Origin of the sequence: Pseudaquabacterium terrae, from assembly GCF_013266755.1 — a bacterium.
Taxonomy (GTDB): domain Bacteria; phylum Pseudomonadota; class Gammaproteobacteria; order Burkholderiales; family Burkholderiaceae_C; genus Pseudaquabacterium; species Pseudaquabacterium terrae.
The window spans coordinates 608,730-629,631 of sequence record NZ_JABRWJ010000004.1 but is presented as its reverse complement, the minus strand read 5'-3'; the positions used below and the strand labels follow the sequence as shown (position 1 = coordinate 629,631).

Here is a 20,902-nt window from a genome sequence, read left to right as displayed (position 1 = left end):
GTCAGAAGCTGTAACGCCCCATCAGGTCGACACGGCGCATCTGGCCCTTGTCGCCGGCAAAGGTGCGGCGCTCGCCGAGGATCACCTCGGCGCCGAGCTCGATGTTCTTGATCGGCGAATAGATCACATTGACGAAGAGCTGTTGCAGGCGCTTGTTGTCGGCCAGCGCGGTGGCGCGGTCGGCATCGTTGCGGCCGAAGGCCACCGTGCCGCGCAGCTGGCCGCTGTAGGTGTGCGCCCAGCCGAGCACGAAGCCCTTGTTCTTGTCGAAGGTGAGCGCACCGGTGTCGGCATCGATGTCGTAGCCGTTGCTGCCGTACATCTGGTCGATGTCGCCGTCGACGCGCGCCCACTGGCCCATCAGCAGGTCGCTGTCGCCGAGCTTGAAGCTCATGCCGACACCGAGTCCGCCGCCGCGCTTGGTGTCGCCGCCCGAGCGCTTCTCGTGCGCCAGCCCGCGCACGTTGATCGCGCCCCAGTCGAAGCTCTTGTCGAAGCGGGCAACGAACTGCGGCATGCGCTCGTTCGCGCTGCCACCGCCGAACTGGTCTTCCGGATCCTCGATCGCGAAGGTCAGCTTGGCGAACTGCGGGTTGTTGTAGGTGTAGCGGATCATCGTGCGGCGCGAGAACGGCGCACCGATCGGGCCGTTGAAGTCGACCGTCTCCGGCAGGTTGTCCAGGTCCATGAAGGTCGACCAGGTCTGGCCGACCAGGAAGCCGGCGTATTCGCCGTAGGCATGGCGCAGGCGCAGGCGGTTGCGGTTGCCGCTGCCGTACGAATAGAAGTCGGCCTCGACCTTGGTGTTGAAGCTGCCCACGCCGGTCGGCGTCGACGACTCGAAGCCGAAGCGCGATGTGGAGGCAGTCAGCTTGGTCTTGCCCTTTTGCGTGCCCGAGTTGCGCAGCGGCTGGAACATCAGGTCGGTGAACAGGTCGCTCGGACCCGGCTCGCGAATATCGTGAATCGCATGCGCCTCGGCAAAGCCATAGAACCGCAGCGACGTCTCCGAGCCCGGCAGCCGGAAGCTGCCGCCGATGTCGCCGAGCACGACCGCATCCTTGCTCTTGATCTCGAGCTGCTCGATGCGATCGCCCCAGCCGCTCGCGTCGGCGGGCTTGGCCTCGGCGGCCTTCTGCTTCTTCAGTTCATTGACTTCGGCGCGCAGCTTGCGGATTTCTTCGCGCAGCTCGTCGAGCACCGCATTCGATTGGGCCAGCGCGGGCGCAGTGCCCAGGACCAGCAACGAGGCCGCCAGGCCGATCAGCGTGGGTTGGAGCTTCATCTTCACCTTCTCCTTGTCAGAAGCGACGGGGTTTTTATGGGTCAGTGCACGATCTGGCCCAGGAACGCGCGGATCCGCTCGTTGGCCTGGGCGCCGAAGAATTGGGCGGGCGGCGCATCGGCGGCGATGCAGCCCTTGTCGAGGAACAGCACGCGGTCGGCGACCTCGCGCGCAAAGCCCATCTCGTGGGTCACGACGAGCATCGTCATGCCGCTCTTCGCGAGGCCCTTCATCACGTCGAGCACTTCCTTGACCATCTCGGGGTCGAGGGCCGAGGTCGGCTCGTCGAACAGCAGCACCTTGGGCTGCATGGCCAGGCTGCGCGCGATCGCCACGCGCTGCTGCTGGCCGCCCGAGAGTTGAAACGGATGCTTGTGCGAGTGAGCGCTCAAGCCCACACGCTCGATCAACTCCAGCGCCCTGGCCTCGGCCGCCGCACGGTCCATCTTGCGCACGCGCCTCGGCGCCAGCGTCACGTTGTCCAGCACCGTCAGGTGCGGGAACAGGTTGAACTGCTGGAACACCATGCCGACCTCGGCGCGCAGCTTGTCCAGCGCCTTGTGGTCGTCGTTGACCTCGATGCCGTCGACGACGATGCGGCCCGAGTCGTGCGTCTCCAGGCGATTCAACATGCGCAGCAGCGTGCTCTTGCCCGAGCCCGAGGCGCCGAGGATCACCGTGACCTTGCCGGCATCGAAATGCGTGGTCACGTCGTGCAGCACATGGTGCGGGCCGAAGTGCTTGTTGACCTTGTCGACCGAAATGAGCGGCGCGTTCATCCCAGCTTCCCCTCGATGTCGAAGCGGCGTTCGACCGCATCGGAGATCTGTGTCATCACCGTCGTCAGCACCAGGTAAATGACGGCGGTGGCGATGAACACCGGCACCGCCTGGAACGAGGTGCTCTTGACCTGCGAGCCGGCATTCGTCAATTCGACGACGCCGATCGTGAAGGCCAGCGACGAATCCTTCAGCAGCGCGACGATGTTGTTGACCAGTGGCGGCAGCGAAATCTTGAACGCCTGCGGAAAGGTCACGTCGATGAACGTGTACCAGCGGTTCAGCCCGAGCGAACGCGCCGCCTCGATCTGCCCCTTCGGCACCGCCAGCAGCCCCGAGCGGATCGCCTCGGCGTTGTAGGCGCCGACGTTCAAGGCGAGCGCCACGCAGGCCGCGGTGAACTCATTCATGCGCAGCAGCGGGTGCACCTCCGGCAGCGCGAAATAGACGAACAGCACCTGCACCAGCAGCGGCGTGCCGCGCATCACCCAGATGTAGAAGCCGGCAATCCAGCGCAGCGGTGCAAAGCGCGACACCTTGCCCAATGCCGCCATCACCCCGAGCACCACGCCGATCAATCCGGACACCACCGTCAATTGCACCGTGACCCGCGTGCCCTCGGCAAACAACTGCGCGTTGTTGCCGATCGGATCCGGCGCCCACGCGAGCGGAATCGGAATCAACCAGAGAATCAGCAACAGCAGCAGCGATGCCGACAACATCGTCGCACTGCTGCGCGCTTGGCGCGACCATCCGGCCGGCCAAATGGAAAGCATTCGGTCCACGATCAGTGGCTCCTACAGCGGGAATCAAATGCCGCGCGAAGCGCCGGCAATATCAAGCGAACGCCGCGGAACCGGCTCTGCCGGGCCGCTGGCGTTGCCCCCTGGGGGGAAGCGGCCGCCAGGCCGCTCCGGGGGGGTCTCTACTTACACCGGATGTCGTCGTTGAAGTACTTCTTCGAAATCGCCGCGTAGCTGCCGTCGGCCAGGATCGCGGCCAGCCCCTTGTTGATCTCGCCGGCCAGGCCGGTATTGCCCTTGGCGACCGCCGACGCAATGCGCTCGATGAACAGGAAGTCGCCCATCTTCAGGCCGGCCGCGGGATTCGCCTGCAGCGAATTCAACGCGACGAAGCGGTCGGTGACCCAGGCGTCGACACGATCGGAGGCCAGTGCGGCACGCGCATCGGTGTCCTGCGGGAAGTTCTTGATCTCCTTGACCGCGCTGACCTTCTTGACGTTCTCCTGGTAGGTCGTGCCGGTCTGCACCGCGATCACCTTGCCCGCCAGGTCCTTGGCGGTCTTGATCGCCGGATTCTTCGTGATGATCACGCCGCCCGAGCAGTAGTGCGGCTCGGTGAAGGTCACGGCCTTGGCGCGCTCTTCGGTGATGCCGTGCGAGGCGATCACCATGTCCCAGCGGTCCTGGCGCAGGCCGGTCAGCAGCGCGTCGAAGGACAGCGCCTTCCATTCGACCTTCAGCCCCATCTTCGCGGCGACCGCTTCGGCCACCTCGACCTCGAAGCCGGTGAGTTTCGCGCCCTGGAAGAAGTTGAACGGCGCGAACTGGCCTTCGGTCGCGATGACGATCTTGCCGTCCTTCTTGATGTCTTCGAACGAACGGGCCTGGGCCCCGGCCGCCACGCCGATCAGGGCGGCGGTGAACAGGGCACGTCGGGTCAGCGACTTCAGCAGCTTCATGGCGTGAGAACCTTTCGCGGTACTTCGTGATGAGGGAAAACGATAGGGATAGCCCGTTTGCGGCTGGGGGCGGATTCTAGGAGTGGCGCATCAGAGAATCACGCGGAAATCCGTTTCATGCGTTGTCGAAAAAATAGCGCTTGAGCCCGGCAAGAATCATTTCGACGGCGATCGCGGTCAGCACCAGGCCCATCAGCTTCTCGATCGCCGAGACCATCGATGCGCCCAGCCAATGCCGGATGCGATCGGCCGCCAGCAGCACGACGCCGGAGACACCCATCGCCAGGGTCAGCGCGCCGACCCAGTGCCACATGCGGTCGGGCTGGCGCGAGGCCAGCAGCAGCACGGTGGCCATCGCCGACGGCCCGGCCAGCAGCGGCACCGCGAGCGGAAAGATCAGCGGCTCGCGCTGGCCGTCGCTTGCATAGACATCCTCGCCGCCCGCGAAGATCATGCGGATCGCGATGATCAGCAGGATCACGCCGCCGGCCACTTCGAGCGAGCGCTCCGACAGTCGCATCAGCGCGAGAAAACCCTGGCCGGCGACCATGAACCCGAGCAGCACGACGAAGGCGATCACCACCTCGCGCACCGCGACGCGGCGCCGGCGCTCCGGCGGCACGCCGCTCAACACCGAGATGAAGATCGGCAGGCTGCCGAACGGATCCAGCACGAGCAGCAACAGCACGAACGCCGAGACGAAGCTGTGATCCATGGTTTTTCATCGTACCCCCGGCCCCACCGCAATCCACCGACCCACCGATCGACTGCAGTGCCCCGACAACAGTGCGCGATGGTAGGCAGGCGGCAATGCAAGATGCTTGCCACTTGATGCATCAATGCGGTCAGATACGCAATAATCTTTCATCCAGTCTGGGGCATTAGTGATGCACGGAGCACTCGACAGCATCGATCGCAAGATCCTTTCGTTCCTCCAGGCCGACGGCCGGATGTCGAACGTCGACCTGGCGGCCAAGGTGCACCTGTCCGCACCGCAGTGCCTGCGCCGGGTGCGCGCGCTGGAAGAGCGCGGCGTCATCCGCGGCTACCGCGCGCTGGTGCAGGGCGACAAGCTCGGCTACCAGGTCACCGCCTACGTCAGCCTGAACATCGACGGCGGCAAGTTCGACCGCGTGCGCGAGATCGAGGCGACGATCCGCAGCTTCACGCAGATCCTCGAGTGCCACACCGTCTCGGGCGACTACGACTACCTGCTGAAGGTGGTGGCGCCGGACCTGAAGAGCCTGTCGCAGTTCCTGACCGACCGGCTGATGCAGACACCGGGCATCGCCGACGTGCGCTCGATGATCTGCATGGAAGAGGTCAAGCCGGCGGCGCCGCTGCCGGTGAACTGAGGGCCAGTATTGACGGCCGATGTGCTAACCCGTTATCCGCGCGGATGGTGCTGCGCATGCAGCTGCCGCAGCCGCTCGCGCGCGACGTGGGTGTAGATCGTCGTCGTCGAGATGTCGGCATGGCCGAGCAGCAGCTGCACGGCACGCAGGTCGGCGCCGTGGTTCAGCAGATGCGTCGCGAAGGCGTGGCGCAGCGTGTGCGGCGACAGGGGCGCATGGATGCCGGCAGCCAGCGCGTGGCGCTTGACCAGGATCCAGAACATCTGCCGCGTCATCGCCCCGCCGCGCGCGGTGACGAAGAGCGCCTCGCTGTGCCGGCCCTTCAGGATCGCCGACCGCCCCTTGGCGAGGTAGCGCTCGATCCACGCATGGGCCTCGGCGCCGAAGGGCACCAGCCGCTCCTTGCTGCCCTTGCCGAGCACGCTGACGATGCCCTCATTGAGGCCGAGCCGCACGGTCTTCAGCTCGACCAGCTCGGACACGCGCAGGCCCGAGGCGTACATCAGCTCGAGCATCGCGCGGTCGCGCAGGCCCAGCATGTCCTCGACATCGGGCGCGCCGAGCAGCGCCTCGACCTGCGCTTCGGACAGCGTCTTCGGCACGCGCATCGGCTGGCGCGCGCTGCCCAGCCGCATCGTCGGGTCGGCCTTGACCAGCCGCTCGCGCACCGCCCAGCGGAAATAACGCTTGAAGACGGTGAGCCGGCGGTTCGCCGTCGTCGCGCGCGATTCGGCATGGCGTGCGGCGATGTAGCCGAGCAGGTCGACCTCGGTGCTGGCGTCCAGGCAGCGGCCGCCGCCCTCGCCCGCCAGCCATTGCGCGTAGAGGTTCAGGTCGCGCCGGTAGGCCTCGAGCGTCAGGCGCGCCAGGCCGTCCTCGATCCACAAGGCATCGACGAAACGATCGATCGATGCGCGGCTTTCGCCGAAGCTGCGGGCCTGCAGCGGCTCCATCGACAGCCGGGGGGTTCGGCCTTCAGTCCAGCGTCAGGCGCTGCAGCTGCACGACCTTCTTGTAGGTCACCAGCTCGCCCTTGATCTGCTCGGCGAACTCGGCCGGCGTGTTGGCGACGATCAGCGAGCCGGTGTCCTCGATGCGCTTCTTGACGTCCGGCAATTCCAGCGTCTTCTTGACCGCCGCATGCACCTTGTCGACCACCTCCTTCGGCAGCCCCTTCGGGCCGTAGATGCCGTAGTAGGCCATGCGGTTGACGGGCGGCAGCTTCACCTCGGCGAAGGTCGGGATGTTCGGCAGCACCGTCAGCCGCTGCGGCGCGGCAACGACGATCGGGATCAGCCGCCCGTCCTTGATGAAGGGCAGCGCCGAGGGCAGGTTGTCGAAGATGATCGGCACCTGGCCGGCCACGGTGTCGTTCAGTGCCGGGCCGGCGCCGCGGTACGGGATGTGCGTGATGAAGGTCTTCGACATGCTCTTGAAGAGCTCCATCTGCAGGTGCCCGATGCCGCCGGTGCCCGAGCTGGCGTAGCTGTACTTGCCGGGGTTCTTCTGCAGCTCGGCGATGAAGCTGGCGTAGTCCTTGGCCGGGAACGACGGGTGCACGGCGATGACGTTGGGCGTCGCGGCGATGTTGATGATCGGCGTGAAGTCGACCAGCGGGTCGTACGGGATCTTCGGGTTGATCGCCGGGTTCGCGGCGGTCGTCGAGACGGTGGCCATGCCGAGCGAATAACCGTCGGGCGCGGCACGCGCGGTTTCGGTCGCGCCGAGCACGCCGCCGCCGCCGGACTTGTTCTCGACGATCAGCGTCTGGCCGAGCGCCGGCTGGATGCCCTGCGCCAGCGTGCGGGCAATGATGTCGGTGGTGCCGCCAGGGGCGAAGGGCACGACGAGCTTGACCGGCTTGTTCGGATAGGCCTGGGCCAGCGCGGCCAGCGGGGTGGCGGCGAGCGCCAGCAGCGCGAGGGTCTTGCTGAGAGTTTTCATGGACGCTCGTCTTTCGTGTCGTCGAAGGGAATGGCGCCGATTCTGCAGCGCCGCGCTTCAGGCCGCCGTACCGAGCAACCCGGCCTTCAGCTGCGGATCCACCGGCCGTTCGCCGACGAAGATGCGCAGCAGCGCGCCGTAGAGGTCCTCGCCGGGAATCGCCGGTCCGAGCAGCTTGCCGTTGTGGCTGAACAGCAAACCCTGGCCCGGCACGAAGTCCAGGTTCACCAGGTCGCCCTTGCGGACCTTGCCGAGTGGCCGCAGCAGGCCGTCGAAGCGGGCCATGCGCTCGGTGAGATTCGGCTGCTCCGGCGCCGGCGTGTTGCGCTGGACGCCCTTGTGGAAGGCCTTGACGAATTCCTCGGCCGGCACGTCGAGCAGCATGCGGATCTGCAGGCGTTTGGGCCCCGGTTGCGCCACCACGTGGCGTGGATCGCTGGTGCGCTGACCGAGGTAGAGCGCAGCGGCGAAGCCCTTGAGCATCGGGTGCGCACGCAGGCCGGCGCCGTTGAGCGACAGGGCCTGGCCGGCGAGTTGCAGATCGGGGGCGAAGCGCACGCCGCCGACCTGGGTCTGCGGCGCCGCGGCGGCCGCGCTGCAGGCCAGCACCAGGGTGGTGATGGAAAGGAGGCGGCGCAAGGAGTGGTTGTTGGGGTTCATCAAGGTTCGACAACGCGCCGCGGGCGGCGTTCGCCGACAGGTCAGGGAGACACTGAAACGCACTGGCACACTGTATCGATGCCCGACCTGCTGGTGCTGCTGCCCGATTTCGCGCTGATCGTCTGCGGCTACCTGATCTGCCGCTACACGCTGCTCGACCGGCCGGTCTGGGACGGCACCGAGCGCCTCGTCTACTACCTGCTGTTCCCGGCGCTGCTGTTCAATGCAATCGTCCGCAACCCGCTGAATCCCGGCACCGCGCTGACCTTCGGCGGCGCCGGCGTCGCGGTGGTCGGCGCCGGCATCGTGCTGGCCTACGCGCTGCGCGCCGTGCCGGGGGTGAATGCGCACCTGCACGCCTCGGGCGCGCAGACCGCCTTCCGCTTCAACTCCTACGTCGGCCTGGCGTTGGCCGAGCGCCTGGCCGGCGCGCAAGGGCTGGCCTGGCAGGCGCTGCTGGTGTCGCTGTGCGTGCCCTTGTGCAACATCGCCGCCGTGTGGCCGCTGGCGCGCGCCGGCGGCCATGGTTACCTGCGCGAGCTGGCGCGCAATCCGCTGATCCTCGCCACCGTCGCCGGGCTGGCCGCGAACCTGGCCGGGCTGCAGTTGCCGGAGATCGCCTCGATCACGCTGAACCGCATCGGCGGCGCGGCGCTGCCGCTGGGGCTGATGGCCGTCGGCGCCGGCCTGCGTTTCGGCGCCTTGCGCGAGGGACCGGGCCTCGCGGCGGCCCTGATGGTCATCCGCCATGCGCTGCTGCCGGCGCTGGCGATCGCCCTGGCGCTCGGGCTGAACCTGCCCGTCGGCCAGCAGGCGGTGCTGGTGGCGTTTGCCGCGCTGCCCACCGCCAGCAGCGCCTACGTGCTGGCCACGCGCATGGGCGGGCATGGCAGTTACGTCGCCGGCCTCGTCACGGTGTCGACGCTGATCGGCATGTTCGGCCTGCCGACAGCGCTGGCGGTGCTGGGCATGCTGCGCTGATGCACCCGCCACGCCACCCGGTCCTGCGCGCCGCAGCGACGACGCTGCTGTTCCCGCGCCGCTTCGTGGGCGAGACCGAACGCCGCTTCCTGCAACAGCATTGCGAGCACTTCGCACCGTTCCGCCAGGTCACGCTGATTTTCGCGTTCGCCGTCTGGATGGCCTTCCTGCCCCTGGAGCTCGATGACTTCCCGCATGGACCGACGGCCATCACGTTGCGGCTCGTCGTCGCGGCACTGGTGCTGGCGGTGCTCGCGACCTCGTTCGCCGGCCGGCTGCGCGACGAGCGTGCCTGGACGATCGCGATGCTGCTCGGCGGGCTGTCGATGACGGCAGTGGAGTTCGCGATGGCGCTGGTCGTCGTGCCCTACCCTGACGGCTACAGCGCCTACTATCCCGGCGGCTTCGTCATCGTGATCGGCCTGTTCGCGTTCACGCACATCCTGTCGCGGCCGGCCGCGGTCTCCGGCGCGGTGATCCTCGCCCAGCTGGCGCTGTTCAACGTGCTGTCCGAGACCGTCGATCCGTTGTGGACACTGTCGACGATCCCGCTGCTGCTGATCTGCCACAGCATCTGCGTGCGGCTGGAGCTGTACGAACGCGAGCGCTTCACGCGCGAGGGCCTGCTCGAGCGCGCTGTCGATGACGAGCGGCATGCGCGGCGCGATGTCGAGCAGGCGACCGAGCTGCTGGTGCTGCAGAAGGAGCGCGAACGCAGCGCCGCGCTGCAGGCCAACCGCGCCAAGTCGAAGTTCCTCGCCGAGGCGGCGCACGACCTGCGCCAGCCGATGCAGGCGCTGGGCAACTACCTCGACGCCGCCAGCGCCGGCGCCCGCAGCGGCGGCGATGCCGACGTGCACGCGCTGCTGGCCGCCGCGAAAGCCGCGGCGAACGAGACCCGCGCGACCTTCGCCGCGGTGCTCGAGCTGTCGACGCTCGAAGCGGCCGAGCGCGTGCCGAGCTACGAGCACTTCGACCTCGCCGAGCTGGTGCGCGCGATCGCCTGGCTGGCGGCGGGCACCGCGGCGCGCACGTCGGTCAGCGTGCGGCTGCTGCGCTGCGAGCGGCCGGCCCCGGTGCGAAGCGACCGCACGTTCGCGCGCCGCATCCTCGAGAACCTGGTCTACAACGCGATCAAGTATTCCGACCCGGCCAAGGGCGAAGGCCGCCGCGTCGTCATCGGGCTGGTGCGGCTGCCGACGCGGGTGCGGATCGACGTCGTCGACAACGGCATCGGCATCGCCGAGGACGACCTGGCCCGAGTCTTCCGCCCGTTCTTCCAGGCCGGTCGCGCGACGCACGATCCGCAGCGCGGCGTCGGGCTCGGGCTGTCGATCGTCAACGCGATGATCGCGACGCTGTCGGAGCATCAGCTCGTCGTCACGTCCGCGCTGGGCCACGGCACGCGGTTCTCGATCGATGTGCCGCTCAGCCAGGCGCCGCCGCTGCCCGAGCCGGCGCCGATGGAGCGCGGTGCCGGCGCGTCCAGCGTGATCGTGGTGATGGCCGCGTCGACCGCGCGCGAGTCGCTGGTCGCGGACCTGTCGCGCGCCGGCCACCTGTGCGAAGCGGCCGCGGCGGCCGAGCTGGCGGCGCTGCTGAAGGAGATGCCGTACGAAGCGGAGCTGCTGCTGGTCGATCCGCACGAGCTCGAGCCGGCCGCGGCCGCCGCGATCGTGCAGGCCGAATACGGCCACGCGCTGCCGATGGACCTGCTGCCGCCGCACGCCGATGCGGCGCGCGTGATCACGTCACTGCAGGGCCTGCTCGCGCGCGCCCGGCGCGGCGACGACGATGCCGCGGCGTGAGATCTCGACGATCAGCTCGGTGCGCCGACGGACGCCGAAGCACTGGTAGATCGCGGTCACGTAGTCCTTGCGCACCGTGCCCTCGGCGATGCCCATGCGGTCGGCGATCGCCTTGTTCTGCAGCCCCTGGCAGATGTAGAACAGCACCTCGCATTGCCGCGGCGTCAGCCCGAGCTCGGATGCGCCGACCACCGGGCGCGCGAGCGGCGCGGCCGGTACGAAGCCGCCGCGTCCGAGCACCGAGGCCGGCAGGTACAGGCAGCCGCGCAGCACCGTCTCGATCGCGTTGCGGAACACGTCCTCTGCGCGGAACGGCTCGAACGCGCTCTCTTCCATGTCCTTCAGGATGTAGCCGCAGGCGCCGGCATCGATGCACGCCATCACCGTGGCGCGGTCGGAGATCGCCGACAGCATGATCGCGAGCGTCGGGCGGCCGCGGCTGCGCAGATGCCGCAGCACGTCGAGGCCGGTGTGCCGTGCATCGCGCAGGTCGACATCGAGGAAGGCGAAGTCGACGTCGCGGGCATCGAGCAGCGCCACCGCCTCGTCGTGGCCCGCGGCTTCGAGCACCTGCGCGCGCGGCTCGGCGAGCTGGATCAGCGCCTTCATGCCGCCGCGCACCATCGCCATGTCCTCCAGCAGCAGGATGGACCGGGGAGCCGGTGTTGTCATGAGCCGATCATAAGAAGGACGGGACCAGGCGTGACCCGACGTTTGTCGGATACGCATTCCGGAGCATGGCCGGGCATTTGTCGGATGGTCGGCTGAGGCGGCGGCGGCGATAGTTGCGCCAGGTCGTCCGGTTCGGCACAGGGGGGAGAGGGAAGGAGAAGCGGACCCGGCCCCTTCAGCATGGCTGCGGGGCCGGGGCAACCGCCGGCGATCAGCGCACGGTTCGCGCCGGGCTCGGGCTTGCGCTGAAGCGCCGGCCCAGCCACACGGTGGCGATCACGGCGATCGCGAAGCCCAGGCTCTGCAGCTCGATGCGTTCGCCGAGCAGCGGCCAGGCGAAACCCATCGCGAAGAACGGCTGCAGCAGTTGCACCTGGCTGACGCGCAAGGCCCCGCCGATCGCCAGTGCGCGGTACCAGGCGAAGAAGCCGATCCACATCGAGAACAGGCTGACGTAGCCGAAGCCGACCCACGCGCTTGCCGCCACCGGCTGCGCCGGCCAGTTCAGCAGCGCAACCGGCAGCGTGACCGGCAACGCGACCAGCGTGACCCAGCAGATCACCCGTTCGGCGCCGAGCTCGGGCGTGACGCGCGCGCCGTAGACATAACCGATCGATGCCGCGAGCACGGCGACGAACAGCACCGCGTCGACCGCGCCGGGCGCGAGCCCCGCGTTGCCGCTGCCCGCAGCGCGCAGCAGCGAGTAGGCAACCACCAGCGCGCAACCCGCGAGCGCGCAGCCCCAGAAGCCGAGCCGCGCCCGCTGGCGCATCACGATCGCCGCCGCCACCGCCGTCAACAGCGGCGCCAGCGCGGTGATCACCGCTGCATGCGCGCTGCTGACATGGCGCAGCGACCAGGCCAGCAGCAGCGGATAACCGATCGCGTTGCCGAGCGCGGCGATGGCCAATGCCGGCCAGTGCGCGCGCCGCGGCCACGGCGCGCGTGTCGTCCACAGCAGCAGCGCCGACAGACCCGCGGCAACCACCGCACGCGCCGAGGTGACGAACAGCGGCGACAGCTGCGGCGCCGCCGCGCTGCCGACCGCCAGCTGCGTCATTGGCAGCGTCAGCCCGAACATCGCCATCGCCAGCACGCCGAGCCACAGCCCGCGTGCCGCATCGCGCTTTGAGGCGCCGCCGGTCAAGCGATGTCGAGATCGCTCGACTGGATGCGCTTGACGCCCTTGGCGGCCATCGCCTTCCACGCCGCGGCGAGCGAGCCGTTCAGGTCGATGCCGCGGCTCGCGTCCTCGATGACGTAGGCCTCGAAGCCGTGCTTGCGCGCATCCATCGCCGTCCACGCGACGCAGAAGTCGGTCGCCAGGCCGGAGACGAACACCGTCTTGATGCCGCGCGCCTTCAGGTAGCCGGCCAGGCCGGTCGGCGTCTTGTGGTCGGCCTCCTCGAAGGCCGAGTAGCTGTCGACCGCCTTGTTGTAGCCCTTGCGGATGATCAGCTGCGCAGTCGGCAGTTTCAAGTCCTTGTGCAGCGCCGCGTCGTCGCTGCCCTGCACGCAGTGGTCGGGCCACAGCACCTGCTGGCCGTACTTCAGCGTCGTCGTCTCGAAGGGCTTCTTGCCGGCGTGCGCGCTGGCGAAGGACGCATGGCCCGGCGTGTGCCAGTCCTGCGTGACGACGATGTTCTGAAAGCCCGCGGCAATGCGGTTGATCACCGGCACCACCTCTTCACCCTTGGCCACCGGCAGCGTGCCGCCGGTGACGAAGCAGTTCTGCACATCGACGACGATCAGCGCGCTGTTCGCGCCGGGCTTGAGCTTCGCGGCCGCCCAGGTGGGCAGCGCGGCGAGCGAGAGCGCGCCCAGCAGCGCGCGGCGTTGAATGGGAACCATCGCTTCGACCTCCTCGTCAGGGGTTGATCAATTCGCGGGACGCAGCTTCTTGACTTCGTCGTTCGTCGGCTGGTACTTCGCGCCGTCGAGGTAGACGTAGTCGACCATCGTGCCCTTGCCCTTGTCGTTCTTGGTCTTGCCGACGTAGGCACCCATCGTCGACTGGTGGTCCTCGGCGCGGTAGGTCGCCTTGCCGAACGGCGTGTCGATCGTCAGCCCGCGGAAGGCGGCGATCAGCTTCTCGGTCTCGCTGCTCTTGGCCTTCGCGACGCCGGCGGCGATCGACTTGATCGTCGTGTAGCCGACCACCGAGCCCAGGCGCGGGTAGTCGTTGTACTTGCGGTGGTAGGCGAGGAAGAAGGCCTTGTGCTCGGGCGTCTGGATGCCGTACCACGGGTAGCCGGTGACGATCCAGCCATTGGGCGTCTCGTCCTTCAGCGGATCGAGGTACTCGGGCTCGCCGGTCAGCATGCTGACGACCTCGCGGCCCTGGAACAGGCCGCGCGTATTGCCCTCGCGCACGAACTTGGCCAGGTCGGCGCCGAACAGCACGTTGAAGATCGCGTCGGGCTTGGCATCGGCCAGCGCCTGCACGACGCTGCCGGCATCGAGCTTGCCCAGCGGCGGCGCCTGCTCGGCGACGAACTCGACATCCGGCTGCGCGGCCTTCAGCAATTGTTTGAAGGTGGCGACCGACGACTGGCCGTACTCGTAGTTCGGATAGACCACGGCCCAGCGCTTCTTCTTCAGCTTGGCCGCCTCGGGCGCCAGCATCGCCGATTGCATGTAGGTCGACGGGCGCAGGCGGAAGGTGTACTTGTTGCCGTTGCCCCAGACGATCTTGTCGGTCAGCGGCTCGGAGGCGAGGTAGAAGAACTTCTTCTGCTTCGCGAAGTCGGCGAGCGCCAGGCCGATGTTCGACAGGAAACCGCCCGCCAGCACATCCACCTGCTCGCGCGACACCAGCTCCTCGGCGGCGCGCACCGCATCGCCGGGCGTGCCGTTGTCGTCACGCGTGATCAGCTGGATCTTGCGGCCGTTGACGCCGCCGGCGGCGTTGATCTCCTCGACCGCCAGCTCCATGCCCTTCTTGTACGGCTCGAGGAAGGCGGGCTGCACCTTGTAGCTGTTGACCTCGCCGATCTTCAGCGTGCCTTGCGCCGATGCCAGCGCTGTGAAGCCGGCCAACAGGATGGCGGCGATCGATTGACGGCTCATGCGGAAAGTCCTCCTGGTCAGGGACAACCCTGGGTTCGGGGCAGAATAACGCATTCCGCCGCGGACGTAATTTCATGTAGTCTCCACTACATGAAAATCAGTATCCACCCGATGTCGCACCCGTGACGGACTGCTGAACCGCCGCGGCGCATCATTTCCCGAGCAACTGTCGAGCAAGACCCATGAGTGCCTTCAACGAAGAGCGTGTGCTGAGCGTCCACCACTGGACCGACCGCCTGTTCACCTTCACGACCACGCGCGACCAGTCGCTGCGCTTCTCGAACGGCCATTTCACGATGATCGGGCTGCGCGTCAACAACAAGCCGTTGCTGCGCGCCTACTCGATCGTCAGCGCGAACTACGAGGAGCACCTCGAGTTCCTCAGCATCAAGGTGCCCGACGGCCCGCTGACCTCGCGGCTGCAGCACATCCAGGTCGGCGACACGATCATCGTCGGCCGCAAGCCGACCGGCACGCTGGTGATCGACTACCTGGTGCCCGGGCGTCGGCTGTACCTGATGTCCACCGGCACCGGCCTGGCGCCCTTCATGAGCATCATCCGCGACCCGGCCACCTACGAGAAGTTCGAGCAGGTGGTGCTGGTGCACGGCGTGCGCCAGGTCGACGAACTGGCCTACCACGACCTCGTCGTCGAACACTTGCCGAACCACGAGTTCCTGGGCGAGATGGTCACCAGCCAGCTGCGCTACTACCCGACCGTCACGCGCGAGACCTACAAGAACATGGGCCGCGTGACCGAGCTGATCGAGACCGGCAAGCTGACCAGCGACCTCGGCCTGCCGGCGCTCGACGCAACGCAGGACCGGGTGATGATCTGCGGCAGCCCCGGGATGCTGCGCGACCTGAAGCACCTGCTCGAAGGCCGCGGCTTCAAGGAAGGCAACACCTCGACGCCGGGGGACTTCGTCATCGAGCGCGCGTTCGCCGAGCAGTAGCCCTCAGATTCACCAGAGACGGATGCGTTCCGCCTCCGGCTTGAACATCCCATCGCCCGGCCGGGTCCCGAAGGCCTCGTGGAAGGCATCGTGATTGATCGCCACGCCATTCGCGCGATAGCGCGGCGGCGAATGCGGGTCGGTCGTCAGCCGCAGCAGCTCGGCCTCGGCCCGCAGCTTGCCGCGCCAGGCGCGTGACCAGCCGACGAAGAAGCGCTGCGCCCCGCTCAGCCCGTCGATCACCGGCGCCGGCGCGCCATCGAGCGAGCGCTGCCAGGCCTTGTACGCGACCTGCAAACCCGACAGGTCGGCGATGTTCTCGCCGAGCGTCAAGCGGCCGTTGATGCGCTTGCCCGCCAGCGGCTCGTAGGCGCCGTATTGCGCGACCAGCCGCGCCCCGAGTGCATCGAAGGCCGCGCGATCCTCCGCCGTCCACCAGTTGCGAAGCCGGCCCTCGCCATCGAACTGGCTGCCGCGGTCGTCGAAGCCGTGGCTGATCTCGTGGCCGATGATCGCGCCGATGGCGCCGTAGTTCTGCGCATCGTCGGCCTGCGGATCGAAGAACGGCGGCTGCAGCACGGCGGCCGGAAAGACGATCTCGTTGCGCGGCGACGAGTAGAAGGCGTTGACCGTCTGCGGCGTCGTGCTCCACTCGTCGCGCAGCACCGGCCGGCCGGCGCGCGCGACCTGGCGCTGCCACTCGTGGCGGATCACGCGCAGCCGGTTGCCGAAGGCGTCGTCGGGCTTCAGCTCGAGCCCGCTGTCGTCGCGCCAGCGCTGTGGGTGGCCGATCTTGACCTGCATCTTCGCCAGCTTGTCGCGCGCCTGCGCCTTCGTCGCGGCCGACATCCAGCGCAGCTCGCCGATCGATTCGTCGAAGGCCCGCAGCAGATGCTGCACCATCGCCTGCATGCGCGCCTGGTGCCCCGGTGGGTAGTGCAGCGCGACGTAGCGCCGGCCGACCGCCTCGCCCAGCGCGGCATTCAGCGCGCCGACCGCCTGCTGCCAGCGCGGCCGCTGCGCGGTGGTGCCGCGCAGCACCGAGTCGCGGAACACGAAACGCGCCTCGCGAAAAGCCGCCGGCAGCACCTCGCTCGCCTCGTCGAGCAGATGCGCCTTCAGGTAGCGCTGCCAATGCACGATCGGCGCTTCGGCCAGCAGCGCCGCGAGGCCGACGACGTAACCCGGCTGCGCCACGACCAGCGGCTCGACGTCCTCGAGCCCCGCGGCGTCGAACAGCGCGCCCCAGGCCACGCCGGGCGCCGCGGCACGCAACTGGGCCAGCGACATCGGGTTGTAGGCCTGCTTCGGATCACGGTTCGTGACCCGGTCGACCTGGCGCGCCGCGAGCTGCTGCTCGAGCGCGAAGACCTGCCGCGCCCACAGCGCCGGCTCGGGGCTGCCGGCGAGCAGGAACAGCGTCTGCAGATGATGGCGATAGGCCGCGCGCGCCTGCGCATAACGTTCGTCCGGCAGCAGGTAGTAGTCGCGATCCGGCAGACCCAGGCCGCCTTGCATCAGGTGCACCCGCTGCATCGACGGCTCGCGCGCATCGGGCCGTATCCGCAGCATCAACGGCCCCTCGATCACCGCCTGGTGCGCGCCCAACCAGGCCAGCAGCGCGCCCGGCGTGTCGAGGCGATCGATCTGCTCGAACAGCGGCTGCACCGCTTTCAACCCGCGCCGCTCCAGCGTCGCGGTGTCGGTGTAGGCGCGCCAGAAGGCGGCGATGCGCGCTGCATCGGCGTCGCCCTCGGGCGGGCGGTCGACGAGGCCTTCGGCGATCGCACGCACGCGCTCGTCCGACAGATCGCGCAGCACGACAAAGCTGCCGAGCACGGGCTTGTCCGGCGGCATCTCGGTCGCATCGAGCCAGCCACCGTTGACGGCGCGGAACAGGTCGTCCTGCACACGGGTCCTGGCATCGAAGCCGCTGCGGTCGACGCCGGTGGGCTGCGCGGAGACCTCGCCCAATGCGCACAGGCAGGCCGCGAGGACCGCCGCGCGGATGCACCGCCTCATGCGTCGCTGCGCTGCGTGAGCGCCCACTCGATGTGCTCACGCAGCAGCGGCGAAGCTTCGCCGCGCGCCGCGTCGAGGGCCTGCGCCACGCGCCGGTCGCCGCTGTCCCGCCAGGCGTTGCCGAGCGCCACCGCCAGGTTGCGGCGCCAGCGCGCATGGCCGATGCGGCGGATCGCGCTGCCCTCGGTGTGGCGCAGGAAGTCGGCCTCGCTCCAGGCCCACAGCGCGAGCAGCGTCGGCTCGGCCAGCGCCTCGCGGCGGTCGAAGTCGGGCAGCGTGCTGCGCTGTGCGTACTTGTTCCACGGGCAGATGAGCTGGCAGTCGTCGCAGCCGTAGATGCGGTTGCCGAGCGCGGCGCGGAATTCGATCGGGATCGGGCCGTCCTGCTCGATCGTCAGGTACGACAGGCAGCGCCGCGCATCGAGCCGGTACGGCGCGACGATCGCCCGGGTCGGGCAGACGTCGATGCAGGCACTGCACTGGCCGCAGTGCGCGCCGCCCGGCGGTGTGAGCGGCAGGCCTAAGTCGACGTAGATCTCGCCGAGGAAGAACATCGAGCCGCCCTCGCGCGACAGCACCAGCGTGTGCTTGCCGCGCCAGCCGAGGCCGCTGCGCTGCGCCAGCTCGACCTCGAGAACCGGTGCCGAATCGGTGAAGACGCGGTGACCGAACGGGCCGACCGCTTCCTGCAATCGATCGGCCAGCTTCTGCAGCCGCTGGCGCAGCACCTTGTGGTAGTCGCGGCCGCGGGCATAGATCGAGACATTGCCGAGCTGTGCCTCGCGCAAGCGCTCGAAGCCGATCGCCTGCCAGCCCTGCGGCGTATCGCGCGGCAGGTAGTCCAAACGCGCGGTGATCACGCGCAACGTGCCGGGCACCAGCTCGGCCGGCCGCGCCCGCTTCAGGCCATGGGCCTGCATGTAGTGCATGCTGCCGTGAAAGCCCGCGGCCAGCCAGGCCTGCAGCCCGGCCTCGGCCTCGTGCAGGTCGATGCCGGCCACACCGATCTGGGAGAATCCGAGCTCGTGTCCCCAGGTGCGCAGCCGCTCGAGCAGCCCGGCCGCATCGAGCGCACCCCCCGCCGCCGCCGGCTCTTCCCGCTCTGTGACGTGACCCTCGCGCATTCGCTCATTCTAGAAACGCGGCGCCTGCATTGGGCCGACGAGGCCTCCTGCGCAGCGTTCGCGCAAATCCTGGCCGCGCGCGCCGGTATCCACGAGGCGCTGATCGAGCTGCACGGCCCGCTCGGTGCCGGCAAGACCACCTTCGTGCGCCACCTGCTGCGCGCGCTGGGCGTCAGCGGCCGCATCAAGAGCCCGACCTACGCGGTGATGGAGCCCTACGAACTGCCGGGAGGCGCGCTGGCCGCTCACTTCGACTTCTATCGCTTCAGCGATCCGCGCGAGGGCCTGGACGCCGGCCTGCGTGACGTGCTGGCCGCACCGGGCCTGAAGATTGCCGAGTGGCCGGACCATGCCGCCGGACTGTTGCCGATGCCCGACCTGCGCTTTCAGATCGCCGTGCGCGACGATGACAGTCGCGACGTGCATGTCGACGCAATGACGCCGCGCGGCGTTGAGCTGCTGCATGGCTGAGCTGCCACCGCCCCTCCCTCGACGTGTTGCACTGCAGCGTTTCGGCACGCTGGTGCTGCTGCTGGCCGGCCGCGACCTGGCCTGGGGCGCGGCGAGCATCGTCGGCGTGCGCGTCTGGCCGGCCAACGACTACAGCCGCGTGACGATCGAGTCCGACGTCGCGCTCGCGGCGCGGCACTTCGTCGCCGATTCGCCGCCACGGCTGGTGATCGACATCGAGCAGCTCGAGCTCAGCCCGGCGCTGCGCGAGCTGGTCGGCAAGGTACGCGCCGACGACCCCTACATCGCCGGCGTGCGCATCGGTCAGAACCAGCCACGCGTGGTGCGCCTGGTGGTCGACCTGAAGCAGCCGGTCGCGCCGCAGCAGCTGAGCCTGCCGCCGGTGGCCGCCTACCGGCACCGCCTGGTCTTCGACCTGCACCCGACGCAGCAGCACGACCCGCTGCTCGAGCTGATCCGCGACCGCGAGCGCGCCGAAGCGCAGGCCGCGAAGAGCATGAACGACGCGCTCGGCGAGTTCATCGGCAAGCTCGAGCAGCCGCGCAGCGCGGCCTCGGCGCCCGGCCCCGGGCCGACCGCATCGGCTCCGGCGCTGCCACCGGCGCCCACCCCGCCGGCCGTCGCGACGCTGCCGGCCGACGAGCAGCGCCGCATCGACCGGCTGATCGTCATCGCGCTCGACCCCGGCCACGGTGGCGAGGATCCGGGGGCGATCGGCCCCAGCGGGCTGCGCGAGAAGGACGTCGTGCTGCAGATTGCCAGCAAGCTGCGCGAGCGCCTGAACAGCGTGCCCGGCATGCGCGCGATGCTGACGCGGGACGCCGACTTCTTCGTGCCGCTGCACGAGCGCGTGCGCAAGGCGCGACGCGTGCAGGCCGACCTCTTCGTCTCGATCCATGCCGACGCCTTCTTCACGCCGCAGGCCAAGGGTGCTTCGGTGTTCGCGCTGTCGGAGTCGGGCGCCACCAGCAGCGCGGCGCGCTGGCTGGCGCAGAAGGAGAACGGCGCCGACCTGGTCGGCGGCGCCAACACCGCGGTGAAGGATGCGCAGGTGCTGCGCGCGATGGTCGACATGAGCACCACTGCGCAGATCCGCGACAGCCTGGTGATCGGCCGCGAAGTGCTCGAACGCATCGGCCGCGTCGGCGCGCTGCACAAGCGCCAGGTCGAGCAGGCCGGCTTCGCGGTGCTGAAGGCGCCCGACATCCCGAGCATCCTGGTCGAGACCGGTTTCATCACCAATCCCGGCGAAGAAGCCAAGCTGCGCGACGAGGGTTACCAGGACAAGCTGGTCGAGGCGCTGTTCACCGGCATCCGGCGCTACTTCGCGCGCAATCCGCCTCTCGCGCGTAACCGCGCCTTGTAGCGATCCTCGCGTAACCGCGCCTTGTAGCGATCCTCGCGGGTGAGGCTCAGACGGCCGGCTGCTTGCGCCTGGTCTTCAACGCGCCGATCAGCACGATGACCCCCGGAATCACGATCATCGCCCAGATGATGTTCGACAGGTTGCGCTGCACCCACGGCATGTTGCCGAACAGGTAGCCCGCGGTGACCAGGCTGACGACCCACAGCGTGCCGCCGCTGACATCGTAGAACGTGAACTTGCTGCGCGTCATCTTCGCGACACCGGCGACGAAGGGGGCGAAGGTCCGCACGAACGGCATGAAGCGCGCCAGCACGATCGTGATGCCGCCGTACTGCTCGTAGAAGGCATGCGCGCGGTCGAAGGCGCGCTTGTTGAACCAGCGCGACTGCTCCCACGAGAACACCTTGTCGCCGATGCGGCGGCCGATCGCGTAGTTGGTCTGGTTGCCGGCGATCGCCGCGGCCGTCATCAGCAGCATCACCCCCGGGTAGCTGATCATCCCCATCCCGGCCAGCGCACCGACCACGAAGAGCAGCGAATCGCCCGGCAGGAAGGGCATCACGACGAGACCGGTCTCGACGAAGATGATCAGGAAAAGCAGCAGGTAGACCCAAGAACCGTAGGCTTCGACGAAGACGCGCAGGTGGCGGTCGACATGCAGCACGAAGTCGACGAGGGTCATCAGCAGTTCCATCGGGCGGCATTATC

21 protein-coding genes are annotated in these 20,902 nt (G+C 68.5%); 6 read left to right on the top strand and 15 right to left on the bottom strand.

Annotated features, from left to right (window positions below):
• Window position 1 precedes the first annotated feature (1 nt).
• The 5 genes from HLB44_RS15535 to HLB44_RS15515 all read right to left on the bottom strand — a co-directional run bounded on the left by HLB44_RS15535 (window position 2) and on the right by HLB44_RS15515 (window position 4,481).
• Window positions 2-1,285: a DcaP family trimeric outer membrane transporter gene (locus tag HLB44_RS15535; protein WP_173124021.1), complete on the bottom strand. Its 1,284-nt coding sequence runs from the start codon at window positions 1,283-1,285 to the stop codon at window positions 2-4.
• Between the two features lie 41 nt (window positions 1,286-1,326).
• Window positions 1,327-2,064 carry an amino acid ABC transporter ATP-binding protein gene (locus tag HLB44_RS15530; RefSeq protein ID WP_173124019.1) on the bottom strand — a complete coding sequence of 246 codons (738 nt, stop codon included), beginning with the start codon at window positions 2,062-2,064 and terminating at the stop codon, window positions 1,327-1,329.
• Entirely contained in the window at window positions 2,061-2,786 is a 726-nt protein-coding gene (locus HLB44_RS15525) for an amino acid ABC transporter permease (RefSeq protein ID WP_425500806.1), read from the bottom strand. Before HLB44_RS15525 ends, HLB44_RS15530 begins: the two co-directional genes overlap by 4 nt.
• A 203-nt stretch (window positions 2,787-2,989) precedes the next feature.
• On the bottom strand, window positions 2,990-3,766 hold the full coding sequence (locus tag HLB44_RS15520) for an ABC transporter substrate-binding protein (protein WP_173124015.1): 777 nt from the start codon (window positions 3,764-3,766) through the stop codon (window positions 2,990-2,992).
• 115 nt (window positions 3,767-3,881) lie between these two features.
• Window positions 3,882-4,481, bottom strand: a complete 600-nt coding sequence (locus tag HLB44_RS15515) for a MarC family protein (protein WP_173124013.1) — start codon at window positions 4,479-4,481, stop codon at window positions 3,882-3,884.
• Window positions 4,482-4,653: 172 nt separating this feature from the next.
• Between HLB44_RS15515 and HLB44_RS15510 the strand changes: the two genes are divergently transcribed.
• A complete protein-coding gene (locus HLB44_RS15510; protein ID WP_173124011.1) occupies window positions 4,654-5,121 on the top strand; it encodes an Lrp/AsnC family transcriptional regulator in 468 nt (155 codons plus the stop codon).
• A gap of 32 nt (window positions 5,122-5,153) precedes the next feature.
• On the opposite strand, the gene xerD is transcribed toward HLB44_RS15510, so the two are convergent.
• The 3 genes from xerD to HLB44_RS15495 are packed head-to-tail and all read right to left on the bottom strand — an operon-like array spanning window position 5,154 to window position 7,704.
• On the bottom strand, window positions 5,154-6,074 hold the full coding sequence (xerD, locus tag HLB44_RS15505; protein ID WP_173124009.1) for a site-specific tyrosine recombinase XerD: 921 nt from the start codon (window positions 6,072-6,074) through the stop codon (window positions 5,154-5,156).
• Between the two features lie 22 nt (window positions 6,075-6,096).
• Window positions 6,097-7,065 (bottom strand): tripartite tricarboxylate transporter substrate binding protein BugE, encoded by a 969-nt coding sequence (locus tag HLB44_RS15500; protein WP_173124007.1) that lies wholly within the window; start codon window positions 7,063-7,065, stop codon window positions 6,097-6,099.
• 57 nt (window positions 7,066-7,122) lie between these two features.
• Window positions 7,123-7,704, bottom strand: coding sequence for a chalcone isomerase family protein (locus tag HLB44_RS15495; RefSeq protein ID WP_173124005.1), 582 nt, complete (start codon window positions 7,702-7,704; stop codon window positions 7,123-7,125).
• A 99-nt stretch (window positions 7,705-7,803) separates the two neighbouring features.
• Between HLB44_RS15495 and HLB44_RS15490 the strand changes: the two genes are divergently transcribed.
• On the top strand, window positions 7,804-8,706 hold the full coding sequence (locus HLB44_RS15490) for an AEC family transporter (protein ID WP_173124003.1): 903 nt from the start codon (window positions 7,804-7,806) through the stop codon (window positions 8,704-8,706).
• Window positions 8,706-10,514: a sensor histidine kinase gene (locus HLB44_RS15485; RefSeq protein WP_173124001.1), complete on the top strand. Its 1,809-nt coding sequence runs from the start codon at window positions 8,706-8,708 to the stop codon at window positions 10,512-10,514. Before HLB44_RS15490 ends, HLB44_RS15485 begins: the two co-directional genes overlap by 1 nt.
• Here the strand turns inward: HLB44_RS15485 and HLB44_RS15480 are convergent.
• The 4 genes from HLB44_RS15480 to HLB44_RS15465 form a co-directional block, all read right to left on the bottom strand.
• Window positions 10,458-11,186: a response regulator gene (locus HLB44_RS15480; protein ID WP_173123999.1), complete on the bottom strand. Its 729-nt coding sequence runs from the start codon at window positions 11,184-11,186 to the stop codon at window positions 10,458-10,460. The genes HLB44_RS15485 and HLB44_RS15480 overlap by 57 nt on opposite strands.
• Window positions 11,187-11,397: 211 nt before the next feature.
• On the bottom strand, window positions 11,398-12,333 hold the full coding sequence (locus HLB44_RS15475) for a DMT family transporter (RefSeq protein ID WP_173123997.1): 936 nt from the start codon (window positions 12,331-12,333) through the stop codon (window positions 11,398-11,400).
• Window positions 12,330-13,037, bottom strand: coding sequence for a bifunctional nicotinamidase/pyrazinamidase (pncA, locus tag HLB44_RS15470; RefSeq protein ID WP_173123995.1), 708 nt, complete (start codon window positions 13,035-13,037; stop codon window positions 12,330-12,332). The genes HLB44_RS15475 and pncA overlap by 4 nt, the downstream gene beginning before the upstream one ends.
• Window positions 13,038-13,064: 27 nt before the next feature.
• A complete protein-coding gene (locus HLB44_RS15465) occupies window positions 13,065-14,255 on the bottom strand; it encodes an ABC transporter substrate-binding protein (RefSeq protein ID WP_173123993.1) in 1,191 nt (396 codons plus the stop codon).
• 182 nt (window positions 14,256-14,437) lie between these two features.
• On the opposite strand from HLB44_RS15465, the gene HLB44_RS15460 reads away from it, so the two are divergent.
• Entirely contained in the window at window positions 14,438-15,211 is a 774-nt protein-coding gene (locus HLB44_RS15460) for a ferredoxin--NADP reductase (protein ID WP_173123991.1), read from the top strand.
• 9 nt (window positions 15,212-15,220) lie between these two features.
• Here HLB44_RS15460 and HLB44_RS15455 read toward each other — a convergent pair whose 3' ends face one another.
• Together HLB44_RS15455 and queG are read right to left on the bottom strand one after the other, a co-directional pair.
• The gene (locus HLB44_RS15455) at window positions 15,221-17,233 is read right to left on the bottom strand and encodes a M13 family metallopeptidase (RefSeq protein ID WP_173123989.1); all 2,013 of its coding nucleotides are present in this window, start codon (window positions 17,231-17,233) and stop codon (window positions 15,221-15,223) included.
• Window positions 17,230-18,357 carry a tRNA epoxyqueuosine(34) reductase QueG gene (queG, locus tag HLB44_RS15450; protein ID WP_173123987.1) on the bottom strand — a complete coding sequence of 376 codons (1,128 nt, stop codon included), beginning with the start codon at window positions 18,355-18,357 and terminating at the stop codon, window positions 17,230-17,232. The genes HLB44_RS15455 and queG overlap by 4 nt, the downstream gene beginning before the upstream one ends.
• Here queG and tsaE point away from each other — a divergent pair.
• Together tsaE and HLB44_RS15440 are read left to right on the top strand one after the other, a co-directional pair.
• Window positions 18,343-18,828, top strand: a complete 486-nt coding sequence (tsaE, locus tag HLB44_RS15445; RefSeq protein ID WP_343051341.1) for a tRNA (adenosine(37)-N6)-threonylcarbamoyltransferase complex ATPase subunit type 1 TsaE — start codon at window positions 18,343-18,345, stop codon at window positions 18,826-18,828. The genes queG and tsaE overlap by 15 nt on opposite strands.
• Complete coding sequence (locus HLB44_RS15440) at window positions 18,821-20,194, top strand: N-acetylmuramoyl-L-alanine amidase (protein WP_173123985.1); 1,374 nt, start codon at window positions 18,821-18,823, stop codon at window positions 20,192-20,194. Before tsaE ends, HLB44_RS15440 begins: the two co-directional genes overlap by 8 nt.
• A gap of 46 nt (window positions 20,195-20,240) precedes the next feature.
• On the opposite strand, the gene HLB44_RS15435 is transcribed toward HLB44_RS15440, so the two are convergent.
• Window positions 20,241-20,888 (bottom strand): DedA family protein, encoded by a 648-nt coding sequence (locus HLB44_RS15435; protein WP_173123983.1) that lies wholly within the window; start codon window positions 20,886-20,888, stop codon window positions 20,241-20,243.
• Window positions 20,889-20,902: the final 14 nt, after the last annotated feature.